This window comes from Arthrobacter crystallopoietes BAB-32, assembly GCF_000328305.2.
GTDB classification, from domain to species: Bacteria; Actinomycetota; Actinomycetes; order Actinomycetales; family Micrococcaceae; genus Crystallibacter; species Crystallibacter crystallopoietes_A.
The window spans coordinates 1-19,685 of sequence record NZ_ANPE02000020.1 but is presented as its reverse complement, the minus strand read 5'-3'; the positions used below and the strand labels follow the sequence as shown (position 1 = coordinate 19,685).

Here is a 19,685-nt window from a genome sequence, read left to right as displayed (position 1 = left end):
GAAGCTAATAGTTGATCATTCAAGTACTACTACTTGACATAATATCAATTATCGGTGTTAAAGCTACGGGAACAGAAGTAGCTGCGAGAACTCCCGTTCCATAACTAGATCAGTGTTTCCGCAGGTCACATGGCCTTGGCGACGGCTGCATCCGCTCACAGCCCCAGATCTCACGCCTACAAGAGACCTGTTGTGGGTGACGGTCCCCTTGCCGCCGGCAAAGGCCAGGGAAACGCCGCACGGTCACGTTCGTAGCGATGCATCGAAGTGCCCTTGCTGGCGGCGAAGAAAATCTAGTCGCTGCTCTTGATGAGCTTCATGGTCGGATGGGAAACAATCCGGTGAACGCCGGGCAGGGGGTACATCTTTTCATCCTGGAACCGCTGATAGGCGTTCCCATCGGCGACGTCGACCCGGATGATGTAGTCCACGCCGCCGTAAACGCGACGGGCCTCCGTTACTTCGCGGAAGGACGAGATCGCTGCCTCGAACTGTTCGACGATTTCTCGACTGGTCATCGTAATCTCGACCGCCATGTAGACGCAGAAGGCCCGCCCGGCGGACTGCGGATCGAGGCGAGCCCGGTAGCCGGCGATGACGCCGCTTTCCTCCAAGCGCTTGACCCGTCGAAGGCAGGGTGCGGGCGTGAGGCCGACGCGAGCCGCCAGATCGACGTTGCTTAGACGGCCGTCCAAGGATAGGTGATACAAAATTGCCTGATCTACCTCATCCAGCTTCACGGAAGTGCTCATACATATAGTTTAAGGGCCTGAACGGCAACCAAATGGCTAGAAAATTTTCCTATCATTGCTGTACGGCTCTTGATTTCTTCCCGTTTAGTAAAGGCTTCCTCTTATGACTGACATCCCTCATTCCCGCCCCTTCGCTCAGGTGGACGTATTCTCCTCGACCCCCTACTTGGGGAATCCCGTGGCTGTCGTGCTTGACGGAACCGGGCTTGATGACGCCATGATGCAGCGCGTGGCCCGGTGGACGAATCTCTCCGAAACGACGTTCCAGCTGCCACCGACGACCCTCGAGGCGGACTACCGCGTCCGTATCTTCACCCCCGGCGGCGAACTGCCGTTCGCCGGCCATCCCACACTTGGCTCCGCGCATGCTTGGCTTGAGAATGGTGGCACCCCGCGGCGGGGCGACCGCATCGTGCAGGAGTGCGCTGCCGGACTGGTCGAAGTGCTGCCCGGGGAGGGGATTCTGTCTTTTGCTGCGCCTGCCACGCGGCGCTCCGGTGATCTGGAGGGTGACTTTCTAGCCAGTATTGTTGCCGCGTTCGGCATCCGGGAGGACCAGGTGCTTTCACACCAGTGGGTGGATAACGGGCCCGGCTGGGCTGTCATCAGGCTTGCCAGTGCGCAGGAGGTACTAGACCTCGAACCGGACCTGTCACTGATCCCTACCGCAATGGTGGGTGCCATCGGTGCCTACCCGGAGGGGTCGGCCTGTGCCTTTGAGATGCGCACGTTCGCGCCGGGTGTCGGGGTGGCGGAGGACCCGGTATGCGGCAGCATGAACGCTTCGGTCGGTCAATGGCTTACCCGTACCGGCGCCGTGTCCGGCGGCTATAAGGTCTCCCAGGGTTCACGGCTCGGACGGGCCGGTGAAATCACCATTACGGCGGACGCCGACGGGACCGTCTGGGTCGGCGGGGCAACGACCACCAACTTCCGCGGCACCGCAACCATCTGACAGTGGCTGTCCCGGACACCAGCACACACCCGGAAGTCCGGCCGGTCCGCGTGCATGGGAGCGCGCTATGGATGGCGGTTGCATCCCTGTTGGGTGCGACGCTGTTCTGGGCAGGTAACTATGTCGTCGGTGCCAGCGCGGTCCAAAGCCTTGACCCGCTCAGCCTCGTCCTGATGCGCTGGGCTCTTGCACTCCTGCCGTTGCTGGTGACCGCCCAGATGGTCGAGCGACCGCAATGGCGGCAGGTCGCGGCAGCGTGGCCATGGCTGGTCGCCCTGAGCATGTGCGGTCTGCTGGGCTACAACCTGCTGCTCTATGCCGCTCTCGAACACACCGACGCGTTCAGTGCATCTCTCATCAACGCCTTCAACCCTGCGCTGATCACGCTGGCCGCCACGATCTTCCTGGGTGAACGCCTGACCCTGCCGGCGGCCGGCGGAGTGCTGGTCGCGTTGGTCGGCGTTCTGGTCGTCCTCGGCGGCGGTAACCCGGCAGCCCTGCTCGGCACCGGGTTCGGATCAGGGGAGTTGTTCATGATCGGCGCCATCACAGCATGGACCGCGTACACGGTCACTGGGCGCCTGGCTCCGAAAATACCGCCGATCACAGGAACTGCCATCCAGGCGGCGGTCGCCGTCACCGTCCTGACCCCGATCAGCCTCGCCACCGGCGGACCTGTCCTGCCAGCCACGGGCGATGTCATGATGTCTCTGGCGTGCATCGCGATCTTCCCGTCGGTCCTGTCCTATCTGCTCTGGAACCGGGCGCTGACCGTCCTTCCAGCAGGGAGCGCCGGGGTGTTCCTGAACCTCATCACCGTATTCACCGCCACGATTACTATTCTCGCCGGTCACCCCTACACCGCCGCCCAAGTCGTCGGCGGTCTCATCGTCATAGCCGGTGTCGCCCTCACCAATGCCCCGACCCTGCGGCCTCGTTCACGGCAACGAGAGCAACGAGCGGAGCAGCGATGAACGACCGTCGGAAATTTACAAGCCCCCGCCCGCCTGAGCACTTGCGAGACGGTTACGAAGTGGTGTGTCAGGAAGCTGGATTGGTCGGGGCATCTTCAGACCCTGCTCGTACTCATCGAGATTTTTGAGGCGCTCAGAGAGATTGATTCTGCTCGCGTAGCTCGTCGAACGAACCCAAGGCTGTTACGACCACGGCTGCCGCCACCCGGTGCAAGGCCAGGACGGCGCGGAATCCTCCCGGGAGGACTGGAATGTGACGCGCGCCATGAGCCGAAGACGCAGGGTCCGAGATCTGCGGACACAATGGCCAGCCGTGCATGAAGTCCAGGGGTCGCCCCACTCCTCGAGCAGTGCCAGAGAACAGGTGGCTTCACGGACCGTTTCGTTACTCGCGGCCATTCCGTCTACGGGCATGATCTTTGCCCTCTTCATATACGACGGCTGCGGTGACAAGGTCTTCCCACGCCATTCCCACACCCGTATATAGGCAGCAGGTCTGTTGACGGCGGACCAGCCCCCCACTAACCAAGTCCCTAAGATTTGGCGGCTCAATCTCTTGCCACTCCTCGACGCTCCGGGCAGGGATAAGATTGCCGCTCTCCCGCCAGGATGAAGCCCGGCCCTCCACAACCACGTCGCTGCGCATCACCAGCTTCGCATCGACTTCGCGGGCGTCCAGGCCATGCTGCCCGACCGACGCCACGATCGCGCCGTCCTTCGGCAGTCCGCCGTCGAAGAGCGGATCCGAGGAGGAAGTCACACAAAGAATGATGTCTGCGTTTGCAACCGCGCTTGCCACATCACCCGACTTGTCCACGACCTCAATGTCCTCTGCGGCCAATGTCTGGGCCAGCTCGCTCACTCGGTGTGCACGTTTCCCAATAACGCCAAACCGGGCGTCCCTAAATACTGCCCGGGCCGCCCGGATGTGATTCAGCGCCTGCACGCCGGCGCCGAAAACCAGGATCTGGGGCGATGAGCCGAATCCTTCATTGGCCGGGGCTGCGGCGGCGATATGCTTTACGGCTGTTATGGTCGTGGCCGGAGTACGCACGGCAGTAAGCGCCGCACCGTCCATGAGGGCGAGAGGTGCAAGGGTCGCCGAGTCGATCAGAATGTAGATTCCCTGGATCTTTTCGAGCCCGTGAGACGGATTCTTCGGTGCGATCGTGACCGTTTTTACCCCGCTGTAGTGCCCGCCCTCGGTCGGCATGATGAGGAATTCCCCATCCGGTGCCGGGCTGAACAGGCGGGGGCTGTCCATTTCCGGATCCACGCCATCCGCCAGCGCGTCCTCTATGGCGCGCACTGCACGGTCAAAGGGTACGGTAGATCGAATGGCGGCCGCGTCAAAATACGGGATGCTCATGGCAAGAGTCCTTTCGGGAACGGGTCTGTCGGGTCCAGGAAGTACGTCTGGGTATCGGTGACGTGGTGGGCGGGAGCCGCCAGCGACACGTGCTGCTGCGCCTTGGATAAGTAAGACTGTCTCATGACCAGCGCCAGTGCATTTTGACTAACAAATGCATTCGGTGAAGCAGCGTGTAGACCGCCAGGCCTCGCACGTTCGTAAGTAGGGCAGGGTCTCTCCTCACGGAGAGACCCTGCCCTACTTTGACGCTAGAGTGAGCGGCCCGGTGGGCAGCGGTGCGTTAGTTACGCCGATTATGCTCGCTTCCCTGCGACAGCACCGGACTCGCTGCCCTGGAGCTGGATTGAGGGCTCGGGAGCGTCCAAGTCGCTTCCGAGTGTTTCCCGGGCAAAAAAGGTCGCAGCGAGCGTGATCACGCCGAGGAAGCCGAGATAAACAAATACATACGTGAGGTTCCCGGTTGCGTTCACAAGTGCGGTGGCGATGAACGGGGCCATTCCGCCGGCAAAAATGGTGGCGACGTTGGTGCTGATCGCTGTGCCGCTGTAGCGGAAAGCGGTTGGGAACATCTCGGCGAACCATGACGGCTGAGCAGCCAGCATGGGTGCCATCCCGAATGCGAACGCCAGAATGAAGGCTGTCCACACCAACAGGGGTTGCTGCGTCTCGATAAGCGCAAAGAAGGGCATGAAGAACACGAGCAGGAAGACCACGCCGACCAAATACACCCGCTTGCGTCCGATGCGGTCCGACAAGTGGCCGAACAGCGGAATGAGAGGGATGGCGACCGCTGATGCGATGGTCACACCAAGCGTTGCTGTGCTTTCGGCGTTGCCGGCAGTGGTGGCATAGGTGACGGCAAAGGCCAGAATGATATAGGCGGAGGCGTTTTCGAACATACGCAGGCCGATGATCGCGAGCACGTTGCGCCATTGAGCCCGGAGGGAAGTTACGAGAGAGGGCTGATCCTTGGAGGCCTTTTCGGCGATCTCTTCGAATGCCGGCGTCTCGTCTACCTTCCGGCGGATGATCAGGCTGAAGATAATCCCTAGCGAGGCAAGGATGAAGGGAATACGCCATCCCCAGGCGTGGAAGGCGTCATCGGGCATCAGCGCGCTCAGCGCGGTGAAAACGGCTCCGGCGACGAGGGTTCCGATGTACTCGCCCGAATTAATCATGCTGGAGAAGAACCCGCGGCGACGCTCGGGGGCGCTCTCTATAACAAGAACGGCCGCACCAGACCACTCACCGCCGACACCCACACCTTGGGCCAGGCGGAGCACAACGAGCAGGATGGGGGCGAGAATGCCGATGGTTCCGTAATCGGGCAGCAGGCCGATGATTACGGTGCTGACGCCCATGAGCAAGAGCGTGAGCATGAGCGCCGGCTTGCGGCCGATTCGGTCGCCCAGGCGTCCGAAGATGAATCCGCCGACAGGTCGAGCGATGAATCCAACGGCGAAAGTTGCGAAAGAGGCGAGGACTCCGATCAAAGGCGAGGCCCCGGGAAAGAAGACCTGTGGGAATACCGTGGCCGCCGCTAACCCGTAAATCGCGAAGTCATACCATTCGAGGGCTTGGCCGCTGACACTGGCAGCAAGAGCACGACGAAAGGGGCCGGTCGTCTGCTGATGTGATGTGTAACGCATGAACGGTAAGATACTACATACTGCGAATAGGCGGTAGTGTCCTGTTTCCATCGTTACGTGTTCTTCTTGTGTCATCCCAATGGTAGTGCGCTGTGGCACCTAACCTTGCTTGTCAAGCGGCAACGGGCTTCGGAGATGTGACTCCCCCTCGTTGTCGAACGGGCTCCAGAAAGGGCGTCTTCCAAGAGCTGACCCGCTGCTGCCGCGAGAAGGGTGAGCCGCAACAAGAGCGTAAGGCAGTTTCCTCCAAGGCCCTGGGTCTTGCACCAGGCTGCGGATTTCGGTGCTTTTCGCCGCTTCCTCTTGGAGGCCCGTGAGTGCTCTAGGGGTTCGCCTTCTGGGCTCGCCTGGAGGCGCATCATTTTCTTTTGTTGAATTCGACCCCCTTGCGGGATGTCTTTGGTGCGCATATTCTTTACGGCAATTGCTGTGTAATGTATCACACGTAACACTTCATCGGTTATGTAAGTGCTGCCCCTGTGTAAGGAGAAAGGCTGACGCCTATGGAGGTGAATCGACCCACGGAAAAACCGCGAGAATCAGCGATGTCTGAGACTGGCACTGAAGGCGAGGTACCAGGCGATACAGATTCGAGTGTGTTGTTGGGGGTTCGCTCGCTCAGCAAGTCTTTCGGCAGCTTTCTCGCTCTCGCCGATGTGAACGTCGAATTTCGTGCAGGTGAAGTACACGCGCTTCTCGGCGAAAACGGTGCAGGAAAAAGCACGTTGGTGAAGGCCATTGCGGGAGTTCAACCGCCGGATTCCGGGACGATTTTTGGGGAAGCCTATGAAGCCAATGATGTCGCCATGGTCTTTCAAGAACTCTCAGTGGTACCCGAAATGTCCGTACGAGATAACCTCATGTTGGCCGCCCGTGGTCGCCGTGCGTTGATCGTGCGGCCAAAAGCGCTGCAGCAAAGCATCGAGGCCGCGCTGGATTCAGCGGGACTCAGTGGAATGAATTTGGACCTCCCCGTAGAGGTCCTTTCGCTGGCCCAACGGCAACTCCTCGAGATCGCACGGGGACTGATTGCCGATGCACGAGTCCTGATACTGGATGAACCCACGGCCACTCTCTCCGATGTCGAAATCGCAAAGGTTCATCATGTGGTTCGGCGATTGACCAGTGAGGGGCGAGCAATCGTCTATATCACTCACCGACTGGGCGAAGTATTCGAACTGGCCGACAGCATGACCATCATGCGCGCGGGCAGGGTCGTCGCCGGAGGCCGCGTGCGGGACTTCGACATGTCGACCATGGTTGCCCACATGTTGGGCGCGGACCATGTCCCCGCTGATAAGACCGTTGCTCTGCAGGAGGTGGGCCAGCCCCGCGAATTGGTCGTCCAGGGGCTAAATAGCCGCAACCGTTTTGCGGACGTGGCCCTTCGCGCTCGTGCGGGTGAGGTTGTGGCTCTGTTCGGGCAAATTGGTTCTGGGGCAGATGAAGTGGTCCGGGCGCTTGCCGGCGTCACTGGTATTGATTCAGGCTCCGTCGAATTGGACGGAAAGGTGGTTAAGGTCCATGACCGGGCAACAGCTCAGCAGTCGGGCATCGCTTACATTTCGGCCGACCGCGTGCATGAAGGTGTATTTCTCAGTGCCTCGGTTGCAACGAACGTTAGTTCCGGTGCCTTAGGCAAAATCAGCCGGTTGGGGGTCATCCGAAGTTCACAGGAGCAGCGTCTCGCTGCTCAGACCATGTCGAAGGTTGCCTTTGATACGCGCCGTATAGCAGAGCCCGTGTCTTCGTTCAGCGGAGGTAATCAGCAGAAAGTGACAGTGGGACGGGCTCTCGCGACAGAACCGCACGTATTGATCCTGAATGAGCCGACTCGTGGCGTGGACATTGGGGCCCGATCAGAAATCTATCGCAGCTTGCGCGAACTGGCTGCGCACAACGTGGTCATCCTCATTTATACGAGCGACGTAGTTGAAGTACGGGAACTTGCCGACCATGTCGTGACGCTCTACCGGGGCCGGGTAGTCGGCCGCCACCGGGTGGACGAGGTTTCTAATGCCGTCATTACTACGGAAATTCTGGGAGGAGCAGCATGAGCGCGTCGATCACAGCAACGGTGAGGCCGGTGCCGCAAGTCCGCCGACTGTTGAACGATGGATCAACTGTAATCGCCGTTGTCACGCTCTTTGTGGCACTGATCGCCGTGATCTTCGTTCCCCGTTTCGGCACCCTGGGGAACATCCGTGCGCTCCTTTTGTCTGTCGCCCTGACAGGGATAGCAGCCGTGGGCCTGAGTCTAATAACCATCGTGGGCCGCATCTTCTCCTTGTCCCTGGCATCGACCATAGCGCTGTCCACCATCGTTTTTGCTGCCGCCCTGCCGGCCGGGCCTTGGGTTGCGTTGCTGCTTGCCACAGGCTTCGGCGCACTGACCGGCGCCGTGCAGGGATTAATCGTGGGAAAGCTCGGGACAGATCCGATTATCACAACCATCGCGTTCGCGGCGATTCTGCTCGGCGCGGGAGAACTCGTCACCGGCGGATTGACGGTGAGCCGCGGAGGGGATGCGAGTGTCTTCGGCACCAATCTCTTTGGCGTGCTGCCATTTCAGGTGTTCGTTTTCATCATCGTCACGGCCGTGATCGCATGGTGGCACAAGTACACCGTGCAAGGTCGGCGCCTTTCGCTTATAGGTCTGAATGAACCTGCTGCAGCAGTGTCAGGCTTGCGTTCCTGGCCACTGGTCCTGCTGGCCTTTACGTTGGCCGGGACAACCGCAGGACTTGCCGGTGGACTGCTTTCCTCCCAGTCAGGCCAAGGCAATCTGCTGCTCGGCGGAACTTTCGGCTTCGATGCTGTGACAGCCGTCGTCGTAGGCGGCATCAGCGTTAATGGCGGCAGCGGAAGCCCCGTTAGCGCGGCCGTGGGCGCTCTTTTCGTCGGGCTCCTTGGCAACGTCCTTGTCCTGGTGGGCTTTAGCTATGAAACGCAACTGGTGGCGAAGGGCCTCCTTGTTCTCCTGGCCGTAGTTCTGACCGGGATAGCAGCCGCTTCGAAAGGAGGACGCCGGCGATGAAACCGACGTTCTTGTACTGGAATTTTCGGGCCCTTATCGCTTGGGTTCTGGCCTTGCTGGCCATCGCCGGCTTCGCAAGCTCCAATCCTGACTTCCTGCAGCCGGGAAACCTGTATGCCCTCCTGCAGATCTTCTCCCCTCTTGTGCTCGTGGCCTGCGGGCTGGGCGTCGTAATGCTCGCAGGCGAATTCGACATCTCGATTTCAGGCACTTTCCCCCTTGTCGCGCTGGTTTCCGTCAAGCTCAGCGATTCTGTCGGTACGCCGCTGGCAGTCCTGATTGCCATCGCTCTTGGGATCGGCTTCGGTCTCCTCAACGGCTGGGTAACGGCCAGGTTTCGCATTCCCTCTCTTGCCGTGACGGTCGGGTCGATGGTTCTGGCCATCGGTATCGGATATGCAATTGCAGGGGGACAAATCGTGCAGATGAGCGATTTTGACTCGGGAATGGCCTTGACCCAAGCAGTAGGCGGTATCTTCTCACTGCAATCGCTCATCCAACTCGTCCTGGCTGCCTTGATCATCCTGACGCTGCGGGCAACATGGCTCGGAAGATACGTATACGCGGCCGGCAGCGATGCTAATCGAGCGCGTGCCTCCGGCATGCCCGTTAGCTTTACGGTTATCGCCGCCTTCGCCATCTCCGGACTGGCGGTAGGGCTTGCCGGGGCACTTCAGGGAGTTTCTCTGGCTTCAGGAACGGCAGGGCCGGACGATGCGCTTCTTCTCCAGGCTGCCACCGCGGCCATCCTTGGGGGTATATCCCTCAACGGGGGCAAAGGCAGTCTTGTCGGCGTCGTCGGTGCTGCCTTGCTCCTCGCAGTTCTGTCCAATGGCCTCAGCTTCATGGGGACAACCTCCGCAACGATTCAGCTCGTCAGCGGCGCCATTCTGCTGGCAGTAGTGATCGTCGATAAGCCCTTGGACCGATTTACAAGACGCTACATTCAATCCTCCACCGTTTCGGTGGCCTAGCACTTCGGAGATTCGCATGATTAAACGCAACAAAATCGCCGCCACTGTCCTTTCCGCCGTCGCCGCCGCAACTGTACTTGCGGGATGCAGTTCGCCGAATACCTCCAGCGGATCCGCTGGCAATGCGGGATCGCCCCCAGGAGCCCAGGATGCGAAGGTCACCTTTCTGACCGTAAGCCAGACGTGTGATTATTGCGCAAGGCAGGCGGAATCATTCAAGAGCACTATGGAAGAGGCCGGAGCGAAGGTCACGACTGTCACGACAAACTTCGATGCAGCTGAGCAGGCCCAGCAAATCAATCAGGCTGTCAGCAGCAAGCCGGACGCCATTGTGCTGTGGCCGGCTGATGCAAGTGCAGTTGTCCCGTCGCTGAAAAGAATCAAAGCTGCCGGAATCCCCGTGGTCGTAAGCACTTCTATTCCGAATTCAGAGGACACGTCTCTGTGGTCTTCCTTCACCGGCCCGGACAATGAAGCCCTTGGCGCAGCTGCTGCAAGGGCTCTGATTTCCGGGCTCAAAGAAAAGGGTCTGGGGACATCGGGATCTGTGATCATGGTGACCGGCACAGCCGGAGCCGCGTCGACTATCGGACGCACGGATGGGTTCACATCCACGTTGGCTAAGGAGGCCCCGGAGCTGAAAATCGTCGGCAGCCAGCCGGGTAACTGGGACCAGACCCAAGCGACTACGGCAGCAGCTGCGCTCTTCTCGCAATTCGACAAAGTTATCGGAGTCTACGGCCAGGCCGACAATATGACCGCCGGAGCAATCACCGCAGCCGAGCGGGCGGGGTACAAGCCGGGCGAGAACCTCATCGCAGTTGGTTCGGACTGCACGATTGACGGTTACAACAACATAGAGGCCGGCAAGCAGTACGCCACTAATCTGCAGGATCCGAAACTGGACGGCCAGAACGTAGCCAATGCGGCAATCTCGGTACTCGAAGGCAAGGAGGTCGAAAACGTCACCTGGATGGAGACGCCGTTGATCACCGAAGGCAACCTCTCGGAGTGTGCCAGCGCGGTCGGCAAATAGCACTCAGGTATCGAAAGCCGTGCCCTTTTCGGACACGGAATCGCACAAATTGGCAAACGATCCCTACGGAGAAACCCATATGACTTCGACGGTTATGACCGTACTCGGCCCTATCCCTGCGTCTGAACTTGGCCCGACTCTCCCCCACGAACACTTGTTCATCGACTTAATGGCGTACGTGGATGAACTGGCGCGCTTCCAACAGAGCGCCATTCTGGACGATGGAATCGGGCTTAGTAACCTTGCAGATATCCGTGCAAACCCGTACGGAAACCGCTTGAACTGCATCCTGAACGACGTTGATCTTGCATCGCGGGAACTCGAACGTTTTCTCGCGGCCGGTGGAAGAACACTGGTCGACGTGACGAACAAGGACATAGGCAGTAACCCTGCCGGGCTTCGCGAAGTTGCGCTCCGTACCGGTGCCAACATCGTGGCTGGTATTGGGCATTACGTAAACTTCGCTCAGAACGGCGACGTGGCAGCGCGGGACGTGGAGGAGGTCGCCGAGCTACTGGTAGATCAGATCCAGAACGGATTGGCCGGGACCGACATCCGCCCAGGGATCATCGGGGAAATTGGTACGACGTTTCCCCTGCATCCGAATGAGGAGAAGTCGCTGCGTGCCTCGGCACGAGCGCATCTTCGGACGGGCCTCCCAATTACCGTTCATGTCCACCCGCCGACGCGGTCCGGGCATGTGGTCTTGGATGTCCTCGAATCCGAGGGGGTCGATCTATCGCGTGTAGTCCTTGGGCACCTTGACGCCGCGCTTGCCCATTCTGATATCGAATTCGACGAGGCCGTTGAATATCACCGTTCACTTGCTGCACGGGGCGCCTTCCTCGAGTACGACCTCTGCGGAAATTCCGGCTTCTTCACCGATGGCGCCAACTCCTGGTGGCTGCCCTCCGATCGTGAGCGGTGTAAGGCAATCTCACGTCTTGCAGACAGCGGATACTTGGAGCAGATGCTCATTTCCCAGGACGTCGGTCACAAGCACTACTTGGCGGAGTTTGGCGGGTGGGGATACTCCCATGTCCTGACGGAATTCCCCGCAATGCTGCAGACGTTCGGACTGGATGCAGCGGCGCATGATCAAATCACACGCAAGAACCCGGCCCGGATGCTAACCGGCATGGTCTTGGACGAACGCGCCGACGCCGTTGCCGGTCATCAAACCGCGCCCTGATCAAGCAATGTCCAGTGCTCTTAGCTCTGCATCGGAACGGCCGTCATCCTAAGATGACGACCATGCAAAAATCTCGCTACCTGTTCGGCAGCCGAGGAAATGACCTCGGCTGCCGGCAGGTAGGTGGGGCGGCGTTGTGTGAGCCCAGCAAGTGCATGGGCTATCTTCTCCTCTTTGCCACGCTGCCGATACATGAGAATCTGCTGGCTGCAGCTGTCGACCGGAGGAGCGCTACGCCCTGTAGTCGGTTCCGGTCGGCTGTGACTGAAGTCGGCGAGAAGCCTGTTGGTGATGGGAATGGAACATGTGCTTTGTCCGTGGATCGAAAAAGACCAGCCACAGCCCGGCAGACAAAGACAGAGTTGCGGCCAAGATGCGCGCGATAGCCAAGGGCCATGCAAGATTCTCCGGATGCATGTAGGGAAAGACGTCCAGCTGATCGGAGATGGCATAGACCATAAAGAATATGGTCACGATGTAGACAGCTTTGGTCTGCCCGCCATCACGTATCCCAATCACGGCCAAGAGCGGCAGGAACCACAGCACCCACCAAGACTGGATCATGGGGCTCAGTAGCACGACGGCCGCCAGGGCTATCGCTAGCCGGTGGAGTAGGCGGTCATAGCTGCCCCGAAGTATCTGCCACACAACGATGACCAATGACGCGATCTTCCCGAGCCGATGTACCCAGCTCATCAGCTGCCCGCCGTCCAGCTCCAGCAAATTCCCGGCTGCTGCAGCGATCCCCCCGGCCAGGCCCACTGGCGCGTACCAGATCCAGAGGCTTCCCCGGTCAAAGATACCGTTGATCCAGCCGAAGCCAATCCCGGCCATCCAGCCCAGCAAAGCGAGAAAGCTGAAGCTCATCGTTGCGGTGGAAGCCCAGTAGAACAGTTTCCTCGACCAGCCGGCTCGCCGTCCCGCCCAGATCAAGCCAATGAACGGTAGGAAAATCAGGGCGATGGGCTTGATGGAGATCGCAAGAGTAGCGAGCGCCACGCCTCGTATAGCACTCCCCTTCAGGCAGTAGTAGAGCCCCGCCAATGCAAGGCCCACCATCAACGAATCGTTGTGTGCGCTGGCTATGAAGTTGGTCAAAAAAAGCGGGTTGGCAGCCGTGAGCCATAGGGTTCGAGCAGGATAACCCCGAACGTGCACAGTCAATCGGTGAATGTAGTACGCGGATAGGACGACGCCGATGACCGAGGCGAGACGTAAGAGCAGGATGCTCAATTCTGGCTGAACGACAGTCAGCCCTACAGCAATACTTGCCATCCAGAGGAAGAGCTGGCCGTATGGCACAGGGGCTTCCGTCCACATGAGGTCCGGGCCCAGCCGATAGTAGTTGGGAAGTGCCGAGATGCCCTGTTCATACGGGTTCATTCCCTCAAGCATCAGCCTCCCCTGACCGATGTAGGCATAGACATCACGGCTGAAAAGCGGGACACACAACAGCATTGGCAGGCCCCACTAGGTCATCGCACGCAGTACCCCAGCCATGGATTCTGCACGCACTTCTCTGATGGCTTGTCCGAGCCGGAGCCAGGCACGGGTCAGAAGCATCCCGCCTGCCGCAAGCAGGATGACCGAAAGAACCATCCCCGAAAATTCGGTGCGCATCCAAATAATCAAGGGAAACCGGCGGACGTCAGAGGCCGGCGCTAGCCAACCGATGCCGAGGGACGCAATAGACATCAGTGAGCTGCCCAAAAGACCAGACCAAAGTTCAGGACGGTCCCGTAGGACCTGCACTTCGCGCCCGATGGTTCGCCGGACTAGCATCCGAACGCTTCCGTCAGAGCAGAAGCCCGCCCCCCTCCTTGTCTCAGAAAGCCCACACGATCAGCCACGTGAACAGCCTCATGACCGCATGATGCCGCCATACAAGAGCTGACCGCGCAGAGAAAAATTTCGAAAGTTGGAGGAAAAGGGTTGATCCGCAGTGTCATGGGTTATATATTACCGGTTACATACCTCTTTAGAGATGGCTCCAACCTCTACCGTAAGAAGGACAAAAATGAGCGCTTGGCACGGCATTGTCGTTGCAACCACCCTGCCCCTGAAGGAAGATCTGTCGATCGATTACGACCGCTTCCAGAATCACGTGCGTTTCCTCGCCGAGAACGGCGCCGACGGCATCGCACCCAACGGTTCTCTGGGCGAATACCAGGTACTGACCACTGAAGAGCGGGCCCGAATCGTCGAACTCGCCGTGGAAGCAGCGCCCGAAGGCTTCAGCATTGTCCCCGGCGTTGGCGCCTATGGGGCCGATGAATCGCGCCGATGGGCCGAGCAGGCCCGCGAGGCGGGGGCACACGCTGTACTCGCGCTGCCGCCGAACTCATACCGCGCCAACGACGCCGAAGTCGTGGACCACTACACCGAGGTGGCAAAGGCCGGCCTGCCGATCGTTGCTTACAACAACCCGTTCGACACCCGTGTCGACCTCACCCCTGAACTGCTGGCCGAACTTTCCGAAATCCCCGAAGTTGTGGCCGTCAAAGAGTTCTCCAGCGACATCCGCCGCATTACCAGCATCCGCCGCGCAGCGCCCAGCCTCGACGTACTGGCCGGCTCCGACGACGCAGTCCTCGAATCGCTCCTGATGGGCGCCGTCGGCTGGATCGGCGGCTACTCCAACGCCATTCCCCAGCTCTGCGCCAAGCTGTACAAGCTCGGCATCGAAGGCAATGTCAGCGAGGCACGCAAGCTTTACGACCTGCTGCAGCCTGCATTCCTGTGGGACACCAAACATACCTTCGTTCAGGCCATCAAGCTCTCCCAGGAGGTTGCGGGTATCTACGGCGGCCCGACCCGGGCTCCCCGCAGGCCGCTTAGCGACGAAGAGCGCGCCCAGGTCATCAAGGACATGGAGCTCGCCCTCACTGCCAGCTAACTGCGACCTCCGGTACCTACCGATTGCCGCTGTCAGATTCGGCCCGTCCTGGAGATCCCAGGACGGGCCTGATCCGCTGTTTGACCTTGCGCCGGAAATTTTCGCCCCTCCCCCACAGGTGCGGCGTCAAAGGAGCATCCGTCCTAGTTCCTCAGCACACGATGAAAACACTCGAGGAGAAGAAAGAATGAGCGAAGCCACAGTGCCTGTGCCTGCACCAACCAGCATCTCTCAAGTAGAAAAAATAGCGCAGGCCGCCGCAGCGGCGGCGCCTGCCTACGCGAAAACGCTTCCGAACGCGCGGGCGCGGGCCCTCTGCCTCGTCGCCGAACGGCTGGAAGCCGCCGGGACCGAGCTTATTCGGATTGCTGCAGAAGAGACAGGCTTAACGGAGACACGCCTCGCCGGCGAGCTGAAGAGGACTTGCGTTCAGCTCAAACTCTTCGCTTCAACCGTCGAGGACGGTGCTTACCTGGATGCACGGATCGATGAAGCCGACCCCGGCTTCGTACTCGGCCCCCGGCCCGACATTCGCCGGGTTCTGGAGCCGCTGGGCCCGGTCCTGAATTTCTCCGCCAGCAACTTTCCCTTTGCTTTCTCCGTCGCTGGAGGCGACACCGCCGCCGCGCTGGCTGCCGGCTGCCCGGTGATCGTGAAGGCACACTCCGGTCATCCGCGCCTTTCCGATCGCACCGGGGCCATCGTCAGCGAGGCCTTGGAATCTGCCGGAATGCCCGCGGGAACGCTGCAGGTGGTTTTCGGCCAAGCTGCCGGAACAGCGCTGCTCAAAGACCCGCGCATCAAGGCTGGCTCCTTCACCGGATCCCAGCAAGTGGGGCGAATGCTTGCTGATGTTGCGGCGGCTCGTCCTGCACCGATTCCCTTTTTCGGAGAGCTCGGCAGCGTCAATCCTGTCTTTGTCTCCGCAGCCGCCCTGGACCGCGACGCCTTCTCGCTCGCCACGGGCTATTACGGCAGCGTTTCGGGCTCGGCAGGCCAGCTGTGCACCAAGCCGGGATTTCTCTTCGTTCCGGAAGCAGAACGACTTACGGCTGGAATCAGGGAGGCGGCAGCGGCAGCAGGCACCGACGGAACCGAACACCGTCTGCTTAACGCCAGCATCTCTCGAGGCTTTGCTGAACGCAGGGAAACAGTCCTGTCGACAGCCGGTGTCGAAGTCATCCTCGAAGGTTCCTGCCGCCTCGATGAGCAGGGCCTAGCCTGGACACGCCCAACGATTGTTTCCGTTCCCCTCGAAGTCCTTGAAAAGGCCGGCGACAGGCTGCTGGAGGAAGCCTTCGGTCCTCTCTCCATCATCGTGGAGTACGGGGAACGCAACGACCTGGCCGAAGTAGTGCGCGACCTGTTCCCAGGAAATCTGACGGGAACCGTACACATTGTCGAAGAGGATGAAGGCCCCGCCCTCGAGAGCCTCGTGGAAGCACTGGCCGCCTCCAGCGGCCGCGTCATTTTCAACGGTTGGCCCACGGGCGTCGCCGTCACGCCTGCCATGCAGCATGGCGGACCATGGCCGGCGACGACAAGCGATGGCACTTCGGTGGGCACTGCGGCCATTGGTCGTTTCCTTCGGGCCGTTGCCTATCAGAACGCACCCCAATGGCAGCTCCCCGAAGCCCTGCGCGACAACAACCCTTGGAACATTCCGCGCGCCCTGTCCCCTGCCGGAAGCTCGGCGACATGGGGGAATAACTGCTGACTCAGCCGTCGAGGGACAAGCCGATACCGGCCCCACGTTCATTTGCAAGGAGGGGAACGTAGTGAACAAGCGGTCGATAATGGGCCGCAGAGCCGGGGCACCGGAACAGCGGACAGGGGCGCAGACCCTTGCCCTGTTCCCCTGCCTGCGCGACAGGACCGGGAACGGTGCATATTCCGTCGTTCCGGAACGGAGCCTGCTAGAGCCGGGGACGGTTGTTCAATTTAGGGCTGAGGCAAATCCGCCTTTATACGGGAGACTGGACGAGGGCATGTCTGACGGAACGGTCAGCTGGGTGAACCTTGCTGCCGGTGCCGGCAGAGCCCTGATTGAACGCAAACCCTCGGTTGGCTTGTACGGGCTGTGTACTTGAACATCGAGTCACGATCAGCTATCCGGGGTGCGGTCTGGGCGGTGGGAAGGGTGCAAGGACCCTTCCCACCGCCCCTCGCCACTCGGAGGTGACGGAGTGAAGGAGTTCATCGAGTTTCTCGGCAGTCAATCACCTTATGACCGTTTGGACGCCGAGGACCTTGCCCGGCTGGCAGCCACAGTGGAAGTCGAATTCTTCTCATCAGGAGAATGGGTAATCCCCGCAGGAGCCCCCAGCCTGAACCATATCTTCGTGGTTCGTACAGGCAGCGTGGAGGTGGTTGACCGCGGCAGAGCCGTCGACGTCCTCGGCCCGGGTGATACGTTCGGCCACATCTCCGTGTTCTCCGGCCTTCCCCCACCCCTGGCGGTGAGGGCCTTGGAGGATACCCTGTGCTATCGCCTACCCGATCCACGCAACGTGGTGAATCAGCCGGAGCATTTGCAGTTTTCTCACTACAACGCCCTTGCCGACAGACAGCGTTTGATCGAATCGGGCGGGGCGCCAAGCCGCCTCGAACGCTCGGTGGTCGACTCCATGCGTCCCCTCATGTGGTGTCGGCCCGACGTTACAGTCCGACAAGCTGCCCGGTCACTTACCGAGCGCCGCGAATCAGCTGCTGTCCTCCGCGTCGGAAGCGCCCTAGCCATCGTGACGGACGACGACTTTCGAAGGGAAGTCGCGACCGGCAATGTGGGTCTGGACGAACCGGTTTCACGCATCGCCAGCCTTCCGGCCGCGAGTGTTCCCTCAGACTCGACCGTCTGGGCAACCTATCTGAAAATGGTTGACCGCGGCCTGCACCATATGGTGGTCAGTACGCGGGCCGGCCGACCTATAGGCATAGTGGACGCGATAGACCTCATCGCCTCGGACATACGCCACCCTCTCGTCGTGAGGCGGGCCGTCGCAGAGGCGAAATCTATGGCAGAACTCGACGAAGCGTGCCGGCTCATGAGGTCGACGATGGTCGAACTCTGGGACGCTGAAGTGACCTCGACCCACCTTGCCGCAGTCCGCGCCGCGATGATCGATGCGGTCTCGTGGGGGCCCTGCCTTTGCCGTCAACGGCAAAGGCAGGGCCCCCACGGCTTTGGCATGCTGGTTCAAGCGTTCAGGAAGGGCTCATGTTGCCGGCGCCTGGACGCCTGCTCGACGATGAGCACTCTTAGCGGCGCGACAGGATGGCAAGCTTCCCGAGTCTGCATGGTCCACCCTTGGAAAGGCGGGATGCCAGCACGATGAAGAGCTGTGCCGTGGTCATGGCGTCTCCAAGCGCATGATGCGGGGTGTGTACAGGAAGATCTAGGAGGGCCGAGACGTACTCGAGCGAAACATCCTGCCCTCTGGGTAGCTCCGGCAAGTCAACGCAGGCCCGAGCCAAGGCCGCTGTATCGAGGATAGGAACGTCCAACCTTAGTCCCCGCCTGCTCAGGGCCCGCCGGAGGAAGCCCCGCTCCACCCAGGCCGAATGCGCGACGAGAATCCGTCCCGCGAGCAGCTCCTTAATATCGTTGAGACAGTCATCGAGTGACGGGGCCTGCTCAAGGTCGCATTGACGTATGGCATGAACCATAGTTGATTCTTTGCTTACCGCCATCCCGGGGTTGACCAGGCTGTAGCGTCCCTGGGAGGGGATTATTCTGCCTGCTGAAATCGGCACTGCCCCGTAGGCGATGATGTTGTCGCGAAGAGGATCCAAGCCCGTTGTCTCAAAGTCCAGACAGCAGAACTCGGCTTCTTTCCAGTTCTGGAAGACTTTCATGGCAGTATCAGACCTCCCCGCCCTTCAACGCCGCCAGGCACTGGGTGCCCTGACGTGAGGCCGATCTCCCGGTCATTGGCAACTCGATTCTGGATTCTCTCTATGGCGCGGAACCCCTCCCGCAGGTGGCGGCGACGCACGGGATCGAGCTGGCCAGGATCGATACCGACTTCCTGTTGGGTCCCGTTTCTAATGTCTTCGATTTCCTGCTCGAAGAGAATCTCGTGGTAGAGCGAGAACGCTCCTTTCATGCTCTCGCATTCTTCCTGACTGAGGAGGCCCCCCGCGGCTGCCGTTTCCAGGCGTTCGGGCGTTGTCCCGGAAACGTCCCCCGCCCACAGCGCGAGAGCACGCGCCAATGACACCACCGGTCGCAGGCCCGCCTGTTTTAGGTCCAGCAGGGCCCGACGCTCACCCAATCTTTCGATGACAAAACCCCGTACAAATCCCGCCGGAGGAGTTTCCTCAAGGGCGGATCGCGTCAGGCTCTGTCTGAAGTCCCTGTGCGCGGATGCCGCCGCCACTAGATCCAGCACGACCTGTCCCAGTCCGTGTTCCGTGATCGGGCGTGCATCCAGCAGTGCGGAAGCCAGGACGATGTCGGTCCTTTCTTGGGGCGCGCTGGCCCATCGTGCGATCTCTTGACGCCATTGATCTACTGACCTGGCGTACAGCGGGTTTGAAGCATTGGCCTCGTTGGGGCGGAAATTTAAGCCACATCCGGCCAGGGCCTGCAGGCGGCCGGTAGCCGCTCTTGCCAACCGTTCAGGTTCGGCAGGCTCATTTGGGATTCGACGAGGCTGCCACACGAGGGCGGTGTTGACGTCGGAGTTGGGCAACGGTTCGCGTCTGCCAATGGAGCCGAAAAGAAGCCAGGAGCACTCGAACGTTTCCAGCTCTGCCTGCCGGACATCAATCTCCAATGCCCGGCGGAAGACCGCATCGATCATCGCGGCGCGGACTGCGGCAAGGTGGGTCGAGGTCACTTCAGCG

General features: G+C 60.4%; 16 protein-coding genes. 10 read left to right on the top strand and 6 right to left on the bottom strand.

What is annotated here, in order from left to right; genetic code table 11:
• Positions 1–293: 293 nt before the first annotated feature.
• Positions 294–752, bottom strand: coding sequence for an Lrp/AsnC family transcriptional regulator (locus D477_RS00515; protein ID WP_043845008.1), 459 nt, complete (start codon positions 750–752; stop codon positions 294–296).
• 103 nt (positions 753–855) lie between these two features.
• Between D477_RS00515 and D477_RS00510 the strand changes: the two genes are divergently transcribed.
• Positions 856–1,707 carry a PhzF family phenazine biosynthesis protein gene (locus D477_RS00510; protein WP_043845007.1) on the top strand — a complete coding sequence of 284 codons (852 nt, stop codon included), beginning with the start codon at positions 856–858 and terminating at the stop codon, positions 1,705–1,707.
• 71 nt (positions 1,708–1,778) lie between these two features.
• Positions 1,779–2,681 (top strand): DMT family transporter, encoded by a 903-nt coding sequence (locus D477_RS00505; protein WP_005266170.1) that lies wholly within the window; start codon positions 1,779–1,781, stop codon positions 2,679–2,681.
• A gap of 385 nt (positions 2,682–3,066) precedes the next feature.
• Here the strand turns inward: D477_RS00505 and D477_RS00500 are convergent, their stop codons facing one another.
• Positions 3,067–4,050 carry an ornithine cyclodeaminase family protein gene (locus D477_RS00500; protein WP_005266169.1) on the bottom strand — a complete coding sequence of 328 codons (984 nt, stop codon included), beginning with the start codon at positions 4,048–4,050 and terminating at the stop codon, positions 3,067–3,069.
• Between the two features lie 296 nt (positions 4,051–4,346).
• Entirely contained in the window at positions 4,347–5,702 is a 1,356-nt protein-coding gene (locus D477_RS00495; protein WP_190273483.1) for an MFS transporter, read from the bottom strand.
• A 545-nt stretch (positions 5,703–6,247) separates the two neighbouring features.
• On the opposite strand from D477_RS00495, the gene D477_RS00490 reads away from it, so the two are divergent.
• The 5 genes from D477_RS00490 to D477_RS00470 all read left to right on the top strand — a co-directional run bounded on the left by D477_RS00490 (position 6,248) and on the right by D477_RS00470 (position 11,941).
• Positions 6,248–7,759, top strand: coding sequence for a sugar ABC transporter ATP-binding protein (locus tag D477_RS00490; protein WP_190273482.1), 1,512 nt, complete (start codon positions 6,248–6,250; stop codon positions 7,757–7,759).
• Positions 7,756–8,739: an ABC transporter permease gene (locus D477_RS00485; RefSeq protein ID WP_005266165.1), complete on the top strand. Its 984-nt coding sequence runs from the start codon at positions 7,756–7,758 to the stop codon at positions 8,737–8,739. Before D477_RS00490 ends, D477_RS00485 begins: the two co-directional genes overlap by 4 nt.
• On the top strand, positions 8,736–9,713 hold the full coding sequence (locus D477_RS00480; protein ID WP_005266164.1) for an ABC transporter permease: 978 nt from the start codon (positions 8,736–8,738) through the stop codon (positions 9,711–9,713). The genes D477_RS00485 and D477_RS00480 overlap by 4 nt, the downstream gene beginning before the upstream one ends.
• Positions 9,714–9,729: 16 nt before the next feature.
• Positions 9,730–10,749, top strand: a complete 1,020-nt coding sequence (locus tag D477_RS00475) for a sugar ABC transporter substrate-binding protein (protein ID WP_043845006.1) — start codon at positions 9,730–9,732, stop codon at positions 10,747–10,749.
• Between the two features lie 79 nt (positions 10,750–10,828).
• Entirely contained in the window at positions 10,829–11,941 is a 1,113-nt protein-coding gene (locus tag D477_RS00470) for a phosphotriesterase family protein (protein ID WP_005266162.1), read from the top strand.
• Positions 11,942–12,172: 231 nt separating this feature from the next.
• Here the strand turns inward: D477_RS00470 and mptB are convergent, their stop codons facing one another.
• Positions 12,173–13,399, bottom strand: a complete 1,227-nt coding sequence (mptB, locus tag D477_RS00465) for a polyprenol phosphomannose-dependent alpha 1,6 mannosyltransferase MptB (RefSeq protein WP_237740658.1) — start codon at positions 13,397–13,399, stop codon at positions 12,173–12,175.
• A 559-nt stretch (positions 13,400–13,958) separates the two neighbouring features.
• Here mptB and D477_RS00460 point away from each other — a divergent pair.
• The 3 genes from D477_RS00460 to D477_RS00450 all read left to right on the top strand — a co-directional run bounded on the left by D477_RS00460 (position 13,959) and on the right by D477_RS00450 (position 18,172).
• Positions 13,959–14,837 (top strand): dihydrodipicolinate synthase family protein, encoded by an 879-nt coding sequence (locus D477_RS00460; RefSeq protein ID WP_005266161.1) that lies wholly within the window; start codon positions 13,959–13,961, stop codon positions 14,835–14,837.
• Between the two features lie 187 nt (positions 14,838–15,024).
• Positions 15,025–16,554: an aldehyde dehydrogenase (NADP(+)) gene (locus D477_RS00455; RefSeq protein WP_005266160.1), complete on the top strand. Its 1,530-nt coding sequence runs from the start codon at positions 15,025–15,027 to the stop codon at positions 16,552–16,554.
• A gap of 469 nt (positions 16,555–17,023) precedes the next feature.
• Complete coding sequence (locus tag D477_RS00450; RefSeq protein WP_005266159.1) at positions 17,024–18,172, top strand: cyclic nucleotide-binding domain-containing protein; 1,149 nt, start codon at positions 17,024–17,026, stop codon at positions 18,170–18,172.
• On the opposite strand, the gene D477_RS23780 is transcribed toward D477_RS00450, so the two are convergent.
• Both D477_RS23780 and D477_RS00440 read right to left on the bottom strand, forming a co-directional pair.
• The gene (locus D477_RS23780; RefSeq protein WP_005266158.1) at positions 18,096–18,692 is read right to left on the bottom strand and encodes a 3'-5' exonuclease; all 597 of its coding nucleotides are present in this window, start codon (positions 18,690–18,692) and stop codon (positions 18,096–18,098) included. The genes D477_RS00450 and D477_RS23780 overlap by 77 nt on opposite strands.
• On the bottom strand, positions 18,689–19,685 hold a 997-nt coding region (locus D477_RS00440), incomplete at its 5' end, for a putative nucleotidyltransferase substrate binding domain-containing protein (protein WP_005266157.1). The genes D477_RS00440 and D477_RS23780, both read right to left, overlap by 4 nt.

Coding starts and splice junctions, on each gene's coding strand:
- D477_RS00515 (WP_043845008.1), bottom strand. CDS start 752: ATGAGCACTTCCGTGAAGCTGGATGAGGTAGATCAGGCAATTTTGTAT.
- D477_RS00510 (WP_043845007.1), top strand. CDS start 856: ATGACTGACATCCCTCATTCCCGCCCCTTCGCTCAGGTGGACGTATTC.
- D477_RS00505 (WP_005266170.1), top strand. CDS start 1,779: ATGGCGGTTGCATCCCTGTTGGGTGCGACGCTGTTCTGGGCAGGTAAC.
- D477_RS00500 (WP_005266169.1), bottom strand. CDS start 4,050: ATGAGCATCCCGTATTTTGACGCGGCCGCCATTCGATCTACCGTACCC.
- D477_RS00495 (WP_190273483.1), bottom strand. CDS start 5,702: ATGCGTTACACATCACATCAGCAGACGACCGGCCCCTTTCGTCGTGCT.
- D477_RS00490 (WP_190273482.1), top strand. CDS start 6,248: ATGTCTGAGACTGGCACTGAAGGCGAGGTACCAGGCGATACAGATTCG.
- D477_RS00485 (WP_005266165.1), top strand. CDS start 7,756: ATGAGCGCGTCGATCACAGCAACGGTGAGGCCGGTGCCGCAAGTCCGC.
- D477_RS00480 (WP_005266164.1), top strand. CDS start 8,736: ATGAAACCGACGTTCTTGTACTGGAATTTTCGGGCCCTTATCGCTTGG.
- D477_RS00475 (WP_043845006.1), top strand. CDS start 9,730: ATGATTAAACGCAACAAAATCGCCGCCACTGTCCTTTCCGCCGTCGCC.
- D477_RS00470 (WP_005266162.1), top strand. CDS start 10,829: ATGACTTCGACGGTTATGACCGTACTCGGCCCTATCCCTGCGTCTGAA.
- mptB (WP_237740658.1), bottom strand. CDS start 13,399: ATGCTGTTGTGTGTCCCGCTTTTCAGCCGTGATGTCTATGCCTACATC.
- D477_RS00460 (WP_005266161.1), top strand. CDS start 13,959: ATGAGCGCTTGGCACGGCATTGTCGTTGCAACCACCCTGCCCCTGAAG.
- D477_RS00455 (WP_005266160.1), top strand. CDS start 15,025: ATGAGCGAAGCCACAGTGCCTGTGCCTGCACCAACCAGCATCTCTCAA.
- D477_RS23780 (WP_005266158.1), bottom strand. CDS start 18,692: ATGAAAGTCTTCCAGAACTGGAAAGAAGCCGAGTTCTGCTGTCTGGAC.